10 protein-coding genes are annotated in these 15,633 nt (G+C 51.7%); all 10 read left to right on the plus strand.

Annotated elements, in window-relative coordinates; translation table 11 throughout:
- The first annotated feature begins 57 nt into the window (after window positions 1-57).
- The 10 genes from QNH46_RS04815 (at window position 58) to QNH46_RS04860 (ending at window position 15,627) form a co-directional block, all read left to right on the plus strand.
- A complete protein-coding gene (locus QNH46_RS04815; protein WP_283927145.1) occupies window positions 58-1,164 on the plus strand; it encodes a copper amine oxidase N-terminal domain-containing protein in 1,107 nt (368 codons plus the stop codon).
- A 3-nt stretch (window positions 1,165-1,167) separates the two neighbouring features.
- Complete coding sequence (locus QNH46_RS04820) at window positions 1,168-4,680, plus strand: DUF5704 domain-containing protein (RefSeq protein ID WP_283927146.1); 3,513 nt, start codon at window positions 1,168-1,170, stop codon at window positions 4,678-4,680.
- A 63-nt stretch (window positions 4,681-4,743) separates the two neighbouring features.
- Entirely contained in the window at window positions 4,744-5,223 is a 480-nt protein-coding gene (locus QNH46_RS04825; protein WP_283927147.1) for a hypothetical protein, read from the plus strand.
- Window positions 5,220-5,486: a helix-turn-helix domain-containing protein gene (locus tag QNH46_RS04830; protein ID WP_054819776.1), complete on the plus strand. Its 267-nt coding sequence runs from the start codon at window positions 5,220-5,222 to the stop codon at window positions 5,484-5,486. The genes QNH46_RS04825 and QNH46_RS04830 overlap by 4 nt, the downstream gene beginning before the upstream one ends.
- Before the next feature lie 16 nt (window positions 5,487-5,502).
- The gene (locus tag QNH46_RS04835) at window positions 5,503-12,786 is read left to right on the plus strand and encodes a DEAD/DEAH box helicase family protein (protein WP_283927148.1); all 7,284 of its coding nucleotides are present in this window, start codon (window positions 5,503-5,505) and stop codon (window positions 12,784-12,786) included.
- 181 nt (window positions 12,787-12,967) lie between these two features.
- Entirely contained in the window at window positions 12,968-13,252 is a 285-nt protein-coding gene (locus QNH46_RS04840; protein ID WP_055109589.1) for a hypothetical protein, read from the plus strand.
- Window positions 13,253-13,301: 49 nt separating this feature from the next.
- Window positions 13,302-14,252, plus strand: a complete 951-nt coding sequence (locus tag QNH46_RS04845) for a DUF3991 domain-containing protein (RefSeq protein WP_007130981.1) — start codon at window positions 13,302-13,304, stop codon at window positions 14,250-14,252.
- A gap of 164 nt (window positions 14,253-14,416) precedes the next feature.
- Window positions 14,417-14,707 (plus strand): type II toxin-antitoxin system Phd/YefM family antitoxin, encoded by a 291-nt coding sequence (locus tag QNH46_RS04850; protein WP_007130980.1) that lies wholly within the window; start codon window positions 14,417-14,419, stop codon window positions 14,705-14,707.
- Window positions 14,685-15,002 (plus strand): type II toxin-antitoxin system RelE/ParE family toxin, encoded by a 318-nt coding sequence (locus QNH46_RS04855; RefSeq protein ID WP_007130979.1) that lies wholly within the window; start codon window positions 14,685-14,687, stop codon window positions 15,000-15,002. Before QNH46_RS04850 ends, QNH46_RS04855 begins: the two co-directional genes overlap by 23 nt.
- A gap of 268 nt (window positions 15,003-15,270) precedes the next feature.
- Complete coding sequence (locus tag QNH46_RS04860) at window positions 15,271-15,627, plus strand: plasmid mobilization protein (RefSeq protein ID WP_036623498.1); 357 nt, start codon at window positions 15,271-15,273, stop codon at window positions 15,625-15,627.
- The last annotated feature ends 6 nt before the right edge of the window (window positions 15,628-15,633 follow it).

Below are 15,633 nucleotides of genomic sequence, written 5' to 3' on the forward strand. Positions count from 1 at the left end.
CTAGTAGTAACAGTACAACCAGTCCAGTCAGGATTACTTGAATAAGAGGTGAAATGAGTGAAGAAATGGTTTATGGCCATGACGATTGCCGTCCTGGTTATCAGCTTGTTCGGGGCTACGGCAAGTGCTGCCAGTCTTCCTCCTACGTTTGTAAGCGTGGTGCTGGACGGCAAGAAAATATGGTTTCCCGATGCCCAAGCTTATGTTGATGAGAACCAGCGGACATTAGTGCCGGTTCGCTTTGTCGCAGAGTCGCTCGGTGCCAAGGTTGGCTGGGAAGCTCAGAGCCAATCGGTGCCGATTGAACGGGACGGCCAGCAGATTCGACTTCAAATCGGTTCAAATATTGCGCTTGTCAATGGACAAGAGGTCGCTTTAGATACGCAAGTGGTAACCAAGGACGGCCGGACGTATGTGCCGTTGCGCTTTGTCAGCGAGGTGCTGGGCGCAGAGGTGGAATGGGACGGCAGTACGTCAACGGTGACAATTCACACGAAGGACATCTCTGAGAGCGACACGGATAAATGGGGGCGCTTGCTCCGCACGACGGATCTTCCGAAAAATGCGGCGGACTATCCCTACATTTTGGCCGATGTTCCCAATGAGATGTACGAGATGGCGTACCCCCACTCCCGTCCTTCAGAAAGCAAAGTGTCTTCCGAACTGTACGCGTCCATCCCCGAATACAACAAGCAGAACGTGGACATCTGGATGGGACACTTAAAAACGTTTGGCGCTTTGTTGTTAAATGTAGATTACCGCACGATTGATGATACGTGGGCGCAGGCCATGTTTGCAACGAAGATGCAAAACTCCAATGCGGAATTGAGATACATTCGTGAATATGTGGATTGGGTGAAAGAAAATCAAATTCATATTATGGGCTACCTGGAACCGGAGCCATCCATGATTTTTTATGACGGGTTTGGAGCGGATTATATTCGCGTCAAGTTTCGGGTTCAATTCCTCTCGTTTAAACATCATGAACGGTTGATTTATGATAACTGGTTTCCGCAGGAAGCAGATTTTGAGAAGAATGTGTGGTATGAAGGGTACGCCGACATCAAAATGGTCACCAATGTCGGCGGCAATTGGGGAAGCACGTTGAAAGTCTCGCCAACGGCCAGCTTGTTTTTCAACCACACGATTTCAAAGGTGGAATGATCGGTGGACAATAGAAAACTTTATCAACGAGTACTGTGCATGCTGCTGGCATGCACTTTTTTTATGCCGTTTTTCGTCGTTCAACAAGCGGCGGCAGCTCTCCCGCAAGTGATTATCCGTGACGGCAAGATTCAATTCGAAATCACCAGCACGGCGGCGAGCACTTCGATTCGCTATCGGACGGTGGGCTGGGTGGTGACCCGGGAGCAAGTTTGCAGCACAACATCACCCAAACAATGCGCTGACCCACGCAGCAGGCCGCATGCGCTATTTATGAATCAGGAAGTACGACAAATCGGGCAGCATCCCGATCCTCCTATCCCGGGGCAACCGTTGACATCATACTACGAAATCCCCGAAGAAATCGTGACGCAGCGTCTCTGGCAAGCAGGGATGGAGGGCATTCAGAACAATGACGATCTTTACTTTTATGCTGTGATGGTATCGGTCAATGCGGACGGCTCGGTGCGGAAAGGTCCGTTTTATACGTTGTCCGGCATCAAGCAAGCGGAAGGCTGGAGATTTCCGGAAGATCTGGATGATTACTTTGGTTTGCATATTCCTTACCGCAGTGCGGAATTCCCGGTGGACGTTATCGCTAAGACAGTAGACGGACGGGTGATTGACCAACCGGATGTGACATTTGAAAAAGGAAAGTATGAGATCGGGGAGACGATCAATCATGAATTTCCGGCGGTGATCGAAGACAATGGAAAAACGTATACCATCGTTCGCTCCTATATATCACCGAAGCAAGACCCTTCGCGAAAATCTTGGGTGCAGGAAAACCCGGCAACGAACGAAAAAGTGCGCATTCGCAGCTTTACCGTCGCGCTGGGCGGAACGAATCTGATCGCCGAATACCATGAGGAAAATACGGTGAAGGCGATTTATATGACAGAAGGCGGCCAAGTCCTGAAAGAGGTGGATAAAGGCGAACATGCGACCGGAGATGAAGTGAATCACACGTTTGAAGCCACGCTCACCAAAGACGGGCAGACGTATGAAATCATCCGGTCTTATATCACGAACAACAACAAACCCGACGAGAAATTATTTATTCAGGAAAAAGGAGATAGCAAGTTGCTGGATCGGTCCATCTTTGTCGGTTCTGGAGGCTCCAATTTTATCGGGGTATACAAAGGGGGAAATGGCGATACGGATGACGAAACAGAGCCTGGAGCTGTCAAGGAAAACGAAGTGATGAATCCCGATGCTTCGGCTGTGATCCGGGCGGATACTCGCGGTGCGGAACGCTTCGACGTGCTTCAAGGCATCCCAACATCGGAGAGTCTCTATGTTCAAGCGAATGCCAAAGCATATCTGTACCGAAACAAATTTACGGAAATCAAAGGGACGAAGACGTACCCGATTACCGTTAGTCGAACGTACACGCTGCGCTGGACGGAATACGTTTCCGGTCCCCCGGACAGCGAAGGCAATCCGACCAGAGTGCCTGTTTCACGCTCGGATACGCAAACCGTAACGAAAAGCTATACCGTGGAGCGCAAGTACAGCTACTGGCTCATTGATCGTCTGGAGGTATACGGCTTACAAAAAGCAGAGGTTTCCAACTACGCGTTACCCAGCGGGCAAGTTACCTTGCAGCCGAACGGCTACGCGCAGCCGAGGGTCTCGGTTTCTCACGACACTTCCCGTGAGGCCCACATCACCGATCCTGTCTATCAAAATGTATCGTTGCCTGGGCAGACAATTCAAGGAGGTTCCAGTCGCCCGTCCGTTCCTAATGAGGATTGGACCAACGAAGCGGAACAGGCTGTCGGAAAAATCAAAGTGAAAAATGACTCACTGATCTTTAACGGGCAAACGATTATGGACAACCGGATCACGGAAGAAACCGCCCCGACCCCAAGGGAGATACCGACTCCGCCCGAGATCGGACAAAAAGTTCTGTATAGCAGCGGTTTGATGATCGATGCCAGCAAACCCAACAAGGCCGATCAACCAAGCTCCGGCACGATCTTCTTTACGCTCATCGAAGGAATTGGGGGCGGTCAGAACCAAAGCTATCCCATTGATGGCATTAATCCGGTGACGGTGCATACGCCGGTCGTCAATCAGGCTTCTGTATCTGACGATCAGGCGCATAATCAAAAAACGCAGCCGACCGCAGGGAGAGCCGCGCTTATTCTGGATCGTCCATTTACGGTCGCCATCCCAACCAGTGGAGCGCATCGGGATATAAAGGGTTACGGCAATCGCGACTATGGCAAGTATATGCGCGACAAGCAAGTATGGTTTCCGTTTGACGTGTACAAAGCGGATCGGAAAACGCTGATCCCGAAAGAAACATGGACGTCGATCCCGGTCGGTCAGGTGCAGACAACGTTTTATTTACCTGTTTGGGTGGACGAGGGCAATTACGATGTACTATTCCGAACCATTGCTGAAAACAGTCCTCCCTCCTTTACGTCACAAATGAACGCCAACTTAGACTTGACGCACCATGTGGCCACACAGGTTGTGCCGGTTGAAGTGATCGGCCGTGTCTATGATTTCCGCATCACAGACATTGCCGACTTTAATTGGGAGACCGTATTTCGCAGAGAACGAGGAAGTGCAACGCCGACTGGCAACGCTTATTGGGTGGGTACGAAGGGCATCGACGGCGCAGCACGGGGTAATCAGCCTCCTTACGTGTTGCCGATTCGACCGGGGAGCCATCCGGATGCCGGTAAGAAAAACGTGGCTGTCAAAACGGGCTACCATATTAAATTTGAATTGAAGAGTATGGGCAATATGTTCGGTTCGGACGACGGGATCAAGATTACGCCAACCTTTTACTTTGTCGACAGCAAGGGCAAGAACCGGCAAGAGGTGGACTTGTACTATCATTCGGGGAATAAACGTTTTATTCGCATCGGCTCCAGTGCAGATGTGGAGCGGCGTCATGTGACGCTGGACACCCGCTTGCGCAATATGTCCCAGCAGGAACTGACGAACACGGCATCTTCCCTTTGGTCGCTGAACGGTGCGTCTGGCAACCAGCAAACGTTTATTCAGCAGTTTTTGAAAGATGCACAACAGCCCGTTTACGTGGGCGGATATGATGTCATGTTGCTCCCGCCACGGCTTCGGACATTTATCGGCAGTATGGAAGTTCCTTCCGGCATCGACGTTTCGCGTGCTCATGCGTCAGTGCAGCGCTGGGTCGGCGAATACAGTCTACCTGCCGCACCGTATGTCGTCCCCAAAGGATTCAACTTGGCCGAGTACGGACGCACCAATCGGCTGGACGATAAGTCGCCTATTTTTTTGCGGGACGGGTACATCATTGTCAATTTCAATATTGAAACGATTCGCAATCAGCAGGTGAATCAACCACATTTGCAGTATAACCACGCACCGCTCAGCAATCAATGGCGACGAGAAGGGTTTCAGCATCGCTTTGTCGACCCGTATGGAGCAACGTTTAGTTTGCAGGACGGCGATGTGGTGTTCTATCATGCCGACCTGTCTTCTTATGATGACTTTGGAACAGGAGGTACCCATTAAATTCACCAGCCGGGAGGAAGAAAAAACGGAACAGCAACGTTAGTGGAAACGGAGGTTCGGGCGATGTTTGGCGAACTTCAACCGTTAGCATCGGAAGAGACACCTTACTTCTATTCAGCGATCGCGACTCAAAGCAAGGAACTCAGCTATATCGGTCATTTGCGAGGAGATTTCGGCACTGATGACGATCAGTTTTGGATGTCATGGTCGGATCATGCCGGGGAACGGAGGACGCTTGCCTTTCGCCAGGAACTGGCGGCACTTGTGCAACATTTGCAATGGCAAGGACTTTTGCTCAATTTGAATGAGATGCGAGCCTATTGCAGGCGGCACCCGGAAGCACGTATCCCCGGCGCACGGCATTCCGATGTTTGTGGTTTCTGTTTACAAACCACTCACTATCGCTATTATATTCGCTGCTTCCCTCATCCTGGCGATTACAGCTTCTATATCTACTGCTACCGCAAGAATCACTTGCTTGGCCGATCTGTTCAGCAGAACCAGAACGGCACGGTAAGCCGTGTCAAGGAGGATATATCATGAATGATCTGGCACGCTACAAGCTGATCGCGGCAGCAGCCGTACCGCCTGCTGCAAAGCTGTTGTACGGCTATTTGCTGGATAGTACGGGCGGGAGACACAAGTCGGTCTACCTGTCCAGTACAAAAATGGCAATCGACGTAGGTTTTTCTCCTTCGACGGTTCGTAGAAACTTGCACCGTTTGCAGAGTAAGGGTTTGATTCGGATCATCGCCCGCTATTCGGAGGAGGGGATTCAACTGGCCAATCAGATTACGATCTTATGAAAGGAGAAAGGTACCATTGACCGCGAAAATACAGCATATCGTTGATTTGTCCGTTCATGCCGCCCGCATGGTTGTGGAACATCCCGACCATTGGGCGGATTTTTTGTCGACAGCGGCGTGGAACTACAAGTATCCGTTTCAAGATCAGTTATTGATCTATGCACAGCGGCCCGATGCTACTGCTTGCGCATCCATCGACGTCTGGAACAAGCGGCTCAACCGTTGGGTCAAACGCGGGGCGAAAGGTATCGCACTTATCGAAGACCGGGGCAACCATTTTGGGTTACGGCATGTGTTTGATATCTCGGACACGCAAAGCCGAGATCCTCGACCGGTCTCGCTTTGGCGCATGGAGCCGGGCGATATAGCGGTCGTTACGGAAACGTTGAACAATGCGTTTGGCGAGCAGGAACCGGATGCGGCATGGCCGAATGCGCTGCTGAGCGCAGCCCGGAACGCGGTGGATGACAACAGTTCGGATTATGTGGATTTGCTTGTTCGAGAGCTTGAGGGCAGTCTGCTTGAAGAACTGGAACGCCAACCTGTGGAAGTGCTATTCCGTCAGATTGCGTATCATTCCGTTGCCTATATGGCACTAACCCGCTGTGGTATGAACGCCTCTCACTATATTGGACGGGAGGACCTTTCAGGCATCGGGAATTTCAATACACTGCCCGCTCTTTCGCAGCTTGGAGCAGCGATCAGCGATATCGCGGAGATGATGCTGCGGGAAATCGAATCGACGATACGGGTGCAGCGGCGTGTAGAACGTCAGACTTCACAGGCTAGAGACGTTCGCACCGTTGCAAGAGAAACGGCCTTGACACAAAATGAAGCTAAACGATTGCCAGAAAGGACGGATGAACATGGAAGTGACTTACACCCGTCAAGGGGACTATCTGCTGCCCGACCTGACACTGACCGAGGATCATCAACTGATCGGCAAGTATGGGATGTTGCGCAAAAACTACCTGAAAACCGAGAAGAAAGGCACATACGCCAGCCTGCTGCTCTCGGGCGAACTGCACCAGCATCTGACGGAAATCGACCGGTCGGCGCGGACGCAGCTCGAACAGTCGATGAACGAACTGCTCCGTCTGCACCCGGCCCCGGACAAAGCGAGCGATCCGCTGGGCTGGACGGGTTACATGAACAGCCTGAAGCAACAGGTGGAGGAGACCATTCTGACGGAACTGATTTACAACTAAAATGGTATGATCGAAAAACGGAAGATCGGAGTCTTCCGTTTTTTCATGACCATCATGCCATCAACGATCTACTGCGCACCGCTCCTTTACTGAAAAGCAAGTCGGAAATCGAGGCTTTCTTCGCCGCACATGAAAATGAAGGGGAGCGGGCGTTGTATGTGCGTAGCCTGTTTGCGCCGGGTCAGTCCGAGCTTACGCTGGACGAAGACCTTCTCATCGGGTATGAACCGTATCGCAATGTGCTCCATCTTTGGACGGGTCCGGCAACCGAACCAACCGCACAAAGTTTTTATGATTGGGAAGTGATCGTCGGCCATATCAACAGTATGATAGTACTTAACGAATTTGACCCGGCACGAAAGACGGAGCCATCGGTTCAGCAGCAAACCTTATTTATGGAACAGGCGGAGGCGGATACAGCCTCCGCTTTTGTCTGGCCGCAGGCGGTGATCGATGCGATTCTCCAACAAGGAAGCGGCTTTGCCAACAGTAAATATCGCATTGCTCTCCATTTTCAGCAATCGTTATCGGAGAAAGAAAACGCCGAATTTTTGAAACGGGAATATGGCACGGGCGGGCGCGCCCCTGTACTGATCGGCACGGATATTTATGAGCACCATGATAGCAAAGGCATCACGTTGACCCGACGTTCAATGACGGATCAAGAGCAAAAGCTGGTGTTGCCTTGGATGAAGGTACAGAAGCGGATCGGCGAGTTGCTGGCGGCGGGACGTTATCTGAATCGTTTGGAAACGGAACGACTTCCTGCATTTGCCGAGCAACAGGAGGAGCGCCGCAGGCAGATGGCCGAAGAAGCGTCTGCTCGCGAACGGTTGGAACAAGAACAGCCGTCCTCCTCACAGCAGTCGGAGACGATGGAGCGGAAGCAGGCGCGTTATGCCTATTCGCCCGGCGATACGGTCTTTTTTGGCGCGGACGAATATGAGATTTTGCTGGTGGAAAACGGTAACGTGATGTTGCGGGATGTTCATTTTCCGCTTTTTACCAAGGAACTGGAACGCCGAGATTTTGAACGCATCCTGTGTGAAAATCCGCTTAATGATCATCTGCTAACTGATGAACAAGGAGTGGAAACCGAAGCGGAGGAACATGCCGGAAAAGAAATAGAGCCGGAGCTTTCGGATGGAGATGAGCCGAAGTCTGCCTCGGCATCCCTTCAGTTAACCGAACAAGTATCGGATGAGGCGCATAATGAGGAAGCACCCTCTGCTCCTTCCGCTGTCGAGGATGTACGGTCTGTTGCACCGCAAACGACTGCGGTGAATTACCGTATCACCGATGACCAGTTAGGGCATGGCGGAGCCAAGGTTAAGTATGGTTTTAATGTAGCCGCGATTCGCTTGCTCAAACAATTGGAGCTAGAAGGCCGCCAGGCAACTGCGGATGAACAGGTCGTTCTCGCCCGCTATGTCGGATGGGGCGGAATCCCACAAGTATTTGACGAAGCGAACGCGCAATGGACGGCCGAATATGCCGAACTGCAATCGTTGCTGGAACCGGATGAGTATGCGTCCGCTCGCGCATCAACGCTGAACGCTCACTATACGTCTCCAGTTGTCATTAAAGCAATCTATGGTTGTCTGGAAAGGATGGGCTTTCGCAACGGCAATATTTTAGAGCCGTCCTGCGGGATCGGCAATTTCTTCGGGTTAGTTCCGGAGTCGTTTCAAGACTCGCAGCTATTTGGTGTAGAACTGGACAGCATCACAGGTCGCATCGCCAAGCAGCTTTACCCGCAGGCGACGATTGCGATCAGCGGGTATGAGGAAACCGCTTTGCCGGACAGTTTTTTTGATTTGGCCATAGGGAATGTTCCTTTCGGCGGGTATGGTGTGGCGGATACACGCTATGACAAGCACAAGTTTCTCATTCACGATTATTTCTTTGCGAAAACATTGGACAAAGTGCGTCCGGGCGGCATTATTGCCTTTATTACGTCCAAAGGAACGATGGATAAACAGAACCCGGCTGTCCGCAAGTATATTGCGGAACGGGCAGAATTGCTGGGCGCGGTTCGTTTGCCGAACAACGCTTTTCAGTCCAACGCCGGAACGGAAGTGACGGCGGATATTTTGTTTCTGCAGAAGCGCGACCGAATGGTGACTGTCACCGAACAAAGTGTGGAATGGATTGGCTTGGCAGAGACAGCCGAAGGCGTGCCGATCAATGCGTACTTTGCTGCGCATCCTGACATGGTGCTTGGGACGATGGCGTTTGATGACCGGATGTATGGCAATAGACAGGAGACGACTTGCAACCCGTACCCGGATGCTAATTTAAGCGAACTGCTGGGAGAAGCACTGACCAATATCCATGCCGATTGGGTGGAGTTTGAGAGGGAAGTAATGCCGGATGAAGAAGACACGTCCCTCCCGGCCGATCCGACCGTGCGCAATTTCAGTTATACCCTTGTGGACGGCCAACTGTATTACCGCGAAAACAGCCGGATGCACCGAGTGGACACGTCGGCCACGGCCGCCGGGCGAATCAAAGGTATGATCCGATTGCGGGATACGGTGCGCGAACTGATCGAATACCAGACGGAAGATTATAGCGACGAAGAGATCCGGGAACAGCAGCGGAAATTGAATGCGCAGTATGATCGTTTTACCGCCCAATACGGTCTGATCAACAGCCGCGCCAACAGCCTGGCATTCGCCGACGATAGCGCCTATTTTTTACTTTGTTCATTGGAAGTGCTCGACGAGGAAGGGAAGCTGCTACGCAAAGCCGATATGTTCACGAAGCGTACGATTCGGCAGCGCACGACCGTTCGGCATGTGGAAACGGCAGAGGAAGCGCTGGGCGTCTCCATTGGAGAAAAAGCACGTGTCGATCTCCCCTATATGCAAGAATTGACCGGCATGACAACGGAACAGCTTGTTCAGGAGTTGCGCGGCGTGATCTTCCCCAACCCGGAAAGACTGGATGAGAAAGGACAGCCGGTTTTTGAAACGGCGGACGCTTATTTGTCTGGCAACGTTCGTGACAAACTTCTGATTGCACGGCGTGCCGCCGAAGTGGATGCAGAGCGGTATGGCGAAAATGTCAAAGCATTAGAAGCGGTGCAGCCGAAAGATTTGGATGCTTCCGAGATTGATGTGCGGTTAGGAGCGACGTGGCTTCCTCCGGAAGTGATCCGGGAGTTTATATTCGAACTGGTGGACACGCCATACATGTTCCGGCAGTCTATCGACGTCTTGTATTCCGAATATACAGCTGCCTGGAATGTCCGAGGGAAAAGCAATGACCGCAGCAACAACATTAAAGCCAACGTGACCTTCGGAACGAATCGTGTGAATGCGTATAAGATTTTGGAAGATACCTTAAATTTGCGAGATGTGCGCATTTTCGATACCGTGCTGGAGAATGGCGTGGAAAAGCGCGTTTTGAACAAGCAAGAGACCGCAATTGCCCAACAAAAGCAGGAGATGCTGAAAGAAGCGTTCCGCGATTGGATTTGGAAAGACCCGCAGAGGCGGGAACGATTAACGCGTTTGTACAATGATCGTTTCAATGCGATCCGCCCGCGCGAGTACGATGGCAGTCATATTCGGTTTACGGGAATGAATCCGGAAATCCGGCTGCGCCAACATCAAGTCAATGCGGTTGCCCGGGCGCTGTATGGAGGCAATTCCCTTTTTGCTCATTGTGTAGGCGCAGGCAAAACGTTTACCATGACCGCTGCGGCCATGGAAAGCAAGCATCTTGGCTTATGCAGCAAAAGCATGTTCGTTGTTCCTAATCATTTGACGGAGCAGTGGGCAGCGGAGTTTTTGCAGCTCTATCCATCGGCCAATATTCTGGTAGCGACCAAGAAGGACTTTGAAACAAAGAACCGGAAGAAGTTTTGCGCGCGGATTGCCACCGGCGACTATGACGCGATCATCATCGGACATTCGCAGTTTGAGAAAATTCCCATATCGATGGAGCGCCAACGTCAACAACTGGAGGAACAAATTTACGAGATCACAAGCGGCATTCGCGAGCTGAAGGAGGCCAAGGGCGAACGGTACGCGATCAAGCAACTGGAGAAGACGAGGAAGACGCTGCAAACCAAGCTGGCAAAGCTGAACGATACCAGCCGCAAGGATGATGTGGTCACCTTCGAGGAGCTGGGAGTGGATCGGCTATTCGTGGACGAGGCCGATTCGTTCAAAAACCTGTTTCTTTACACGAAAATGCGCAATGTGGCCGGACTGTCGCAAACCGAAGCGCAGAAGTCGTCGGACATGTTTGCCAAATGCCGCTATCTGGACGAACTGACCGGAGGCCGGGGTATCATCTTTGCGACGGGTACGCCGATCTCCAATTCCATTACGGAAATGTATACGATGCAGCGCTACTTGCAATATGAGCGGCTGCGAAAGCAAGGATTGCAACATTTTGATTCCTGGGCTTCGACGTTTGGCGAGACGGTCACGGCGATTGAACTGGCACCGGAAGGAACGGGCTATCGGGCGAAAACCCGGTTTGCCCGTTTTTACAATTTGCCGGAACTGATGAATATGTTCAAGGAAGTGGCTGACATCCAGACGGCGGACATGCTCCAGCTTCCCGTACCGAAAGCCCATTTCCACAATGTTGCCGTGCCGCCAAGCGACTTCCAGCGGGAAATGGTCGCGGATCTCGCCCACCGTGCTGAGCGGGTGCGAGCCAAGGAAGTAGAGCCGCACGAAGACAATATGCTCAAGATTACGAATGATGGGCGTAAGCTGGCACTGGATCAACGGCTGGCCAATCCGATGTTGCCCGATGACGAAGGCAGTAAAGTGAGCGTTTGTGCGGACAATGTGTTTCGGCTATGGAAGGAACACGAGGAAAAGCGGCTAGCCCAACTGGTGTTTTGCGATCTATCCATCCCAAAGCAAGACGGAACGTTCAATGTGTATGACGAACTGCGACGCAAGCTGACAGAGAAAGGGGTGCCTACCGAGGAGATTGCGTACATTCACGATGCCAACACCGAGGTGAAGAAAAAGGAACTGTTCGCCAAGGTGCGGACTGGCCAGATTCGTATACTGCTCGGATCGACATTTAAAATGGGGGCGGGCACCAATGTGCAAACGAAGCTGATTGCGCTTCATGATCTCGATTGCCCTTGGCGCCCGCGCGACCTGGAGCAGCGAAGCGGACGCATTATCCGGCAAGGCAATGAGAATAGCGAGGTACACATTTTTCGGTATGTGACGGAGAACACGTTCGACGCTTATTTGTATCAGACGCTGGAGAATAAACAGCGCTTTATCTCGCAAATCATGACCAGTAAATCGCCGGTACGTTCTGCCGAGGATATCGATGAAGCAGCCCTTTCTTATGCCGAAGTCAAGGCGCTGGCAACCGGTAATCCGTATATCAAAGAGAAGATGGACCTGGATATCCAGGTTTCCAAGCTTAAGCTGCTCAAGGCTAATCACTTGAGCCAACGCTACGCATTGGAGGATCGGTTGCTGAAAGTATTGCCGCAACAAGTCAAATCTACTATAGATCGAATTGCCGGATATGAACAGGATGTCGCTCTATATCTGCGTTCCAAATCGGCTGTGCCGGAGGGAACGGATGAATCCAAGTTCCCAGGTATGGTCATTAAGGATTTTACCTACACGGAGAGAGCGGCAGCAGGCGCGGCCTTGCTGGAGGCGTGCAAGGGAATGACTTCATCCGAGCCGCAGGAGGCGGGCAGTTATCTCGGTTTTTCCCTATGGTTATCCTTTGACAGCTTCCATAAAGAATACAAGGCGACCCTGCGCGGCGCATTGGACCATACCATCTCGCTAGGGATGGATGCAGGCGGCAACATCACCCGGTTGAACAATATGTTGGCGGATTTGCCAGCCAAACTGGAACATAGCCGCCAGCAACTCTCCACGCTGCTCCAGCAGATGGAAACAGCGAAGGAACAAGTCGAAGCTCCTTTCGAGAAAGAACAGGAGCTGCTAACGAAATCGGCGCGACTCGCGGAACTGAATGCCCTGCTTAATATGGATAAGCGGGAGAATGAAGCCGTGGACAGCGTTCCGGACGAAGAACCGGAAGCGCCCGAACGGCGAGTGGTGGGCCGTGGGCGATAACGGCCTGACACCGTCGTTCCTCCCCCTGAAAGGGAACTTCATGCTGACCATTACGGAGAAGAACATGGTATCGGTGCGAGCATTTCACAGGTCGAAGATCGCTCACTTGTTAAAATTATCAATTTCATGACGAATGGGACTCCGGTTTTGGGGTCCTTTTCTCGTTTCCGGAGGAATGAACATGTTGTATGCCAGCCCAAGCGGCGGATGCTTTTGTCCGATTTTGCCGCCTTTTGGTTACGGAACCAGCTTGATCAAGGAGGGAGAAACCGTGCCATCGTTGGAGTTGATATCCAAAGAGAAAAACGGATTTGGCGACACGTATGATTACATCCGCGACTCAAACGGGGTGACCAGTCAAGTTCATGAAGGCGATTTAGACGCTTTCATGAACAAGAAAGGCGTTACGAAGTTGAAGGAAGGCAGAGCTTATACGTACCCCAAAAAGAGGGGTAAGGCACGATGAACCATAACCCCATCGGACGCTGCCTGGATTTCCAAAAGGAGCTGCGGCAATGAGCTATGTAAACAAGGAACAGATCGAACGTGCCAAAAGACTGGACCTGCTCACATATTTGCAAATGTACGAGCCGGCAGAACTGGTCCGATGCTCCCGCAATGTCTACACCACCCGGACACACGACAGCTTGAAAATTTCCAACGGTAAATGGTACTGGTGGTCAAGGGGGATCGGCGGGCGCTCGGCGCTGGACTATTTGATCAAAGTGCGGGGCATGTCTTTTCCCGATGCGGTGCTGCAAATGGAAGGCGTTCATCCAGGCAGCGCACCTGCATTTTCGCAATCTTTGCAACAACGCTCATCTCCAGCGCGGTTTGAACTTCCTGAACCGAATCGTACATCGCATCGCGTCATGGCCTATCTCAGCAAACGTGGTATCCATCGCACGTTGATCGACTACTGTCTCGAAACGGGGCGTTTGTATGAAAGCCGCCGCTATCACAACGCGGTATTCGTCGGTTTCGACCAGCAAGGAACGCCGCGCTATGCGGCGATACGCGGTACGACAAGCACTCGTTATATGGGGGAAGCCGCTGGCAGCGACAAGCGGTATTCGTTTTCCATTCCGGCCTCGGGAAACTGTACGGAACTGCATCTGTTTGAGAGCGCTATTGATCTCTTATCCTACTGTACGCTGGAACATCTCGCTGGCCGGGATTGGCGGCAGGCGCATAAGCTGTCGCTGGCCGGAATATACAGGCCCAGGACAAATGGGGAGGACTCTACTCCCCCGTCTGCCCTAACGCATTACTTGCAGTGCTTTCCCCAGGTGAATCGACTTGTCCTGCACCTGGACAATGATGAGCCGGGGCGATTGGCGGCAGCCACGATACAGAGGCTCCTCTCCCCCGCCCTTCTCATATCCGATGAGCCGCCTAAGTTCGGAAAGGATGTAAACAACGATTTGATGGAATTCCGAAGAAGACGCGGTGAACCATCCCGATAGCGGTAGACGCTGAACGGTTGGCGTCTTTTCTTTCTGGGCTACGGAAAATTTTCACAGCATGTGGATAAGATGTGAATATATGGGGATAAGTGCAGCCGCATTGATTGTATAGCATGTAATAGGTATAATAAAATCAATATACAGCTATGCAAGGAGTGACCAAGATGATTATCAAACCTTCCGCCAGTATCCGGCAAAACTATAATGAAATCGCCGATCTATGCAAAACATCCGGGGAACCGGTTTATCTGACCAAGAACGGTGAAGGCGATCTTGTCGTAATGGACATTGATACGTTTTCCCGTCGCGAGAAGATGTTAAAGCTGCGTGAAGAACTGCTCGCTGTGCAAGAAGATCGTTTGGCGGGCCGTGTTGGCGTGACGCCGGATGAACTGGACGCTTACCTGGAGGGCATTATTGACGAGGTGCAGCATGGAAAAGATGCCCCGTTATAAGATCATCGTCTCCGATCGCGCCCGCCAAATGCTGGCGACTCATGTGCGATTTCTTGCGGAGAAAAGTCCGGATGCCGCGCGAAAAACGAAAAACGAATTACTGCAAGCGATACGTTCCTTGGCGCGAATGCCGGAGCGCTATCCTTTTCTGGAAGCGGAATTTATCCCGTCAAACAAGTATCACAAGATGTTCGTGGAAAAATGGTATCTGGTGTTATATCAAATTCAGGATGAAATCGTGTATGTCGATTACATTGTAGACTGCCGTCAGGATTATCGCTGGTTGGTGAGATAACAAAAAAGTTCGAAGGAAGGCGCTGAGCGGATCGGCGTCTTTTTTGTGTTTTTTGGGTCCCTCTCTTTTTCCCGGCAGGTGCCTTGAAGGCAACGCGAGACGAATGTCTCGTGTTGCAGCAAGCACTGAATTTGGATATCCAAATTCGTTTGTTAGGGGTACAACCCCTAAGACCCCGTTTACACGATGCTATTGTCTCGATGCTCGAATTTTCCCGCGGCGATGAGATTTTCTGTCGGAAGCTCATGTTCGGAAAGGGGTGATGCAAATGAGGAAACGACCAATCTCTTTTCTGGTTCGCTTAAATGAAAGCGAGCATGCTCGCCTTATGACAGAAGTGAAAAAAACGGGACTTTCTCGGGAAGCGTACATTCGGGCATTGATCAATGGGTATATTCCCAAACCGCTACCGCCCCTGGATTATTACGCGATGATGCGTGAACTGAACGCTATTGGGAATAACCTGAATCAACTCACTGTGAAGGCCCATACGACTGGACATCTGGAACGGGCTGCATTTCAGGTGGAAGCCGACCGCTTACGTCACGCAGTCCAGCAGATTCAACAGGCTGTAACCGAACCGGAACGAAGACCACCAGTGCATCCAAATGTGCATCCGCCGTAAGGGGGG

The sequence above is a fragment of the Paenibacillus woosongensis genome (genome assembly GCF_030122845.1).
Lineage (GTDB): Bacteria > Bacillota > Bacilli > Paenibacillales > Paenibacillaceae > Fontibacillus > Fontibacillus woosongensis_A.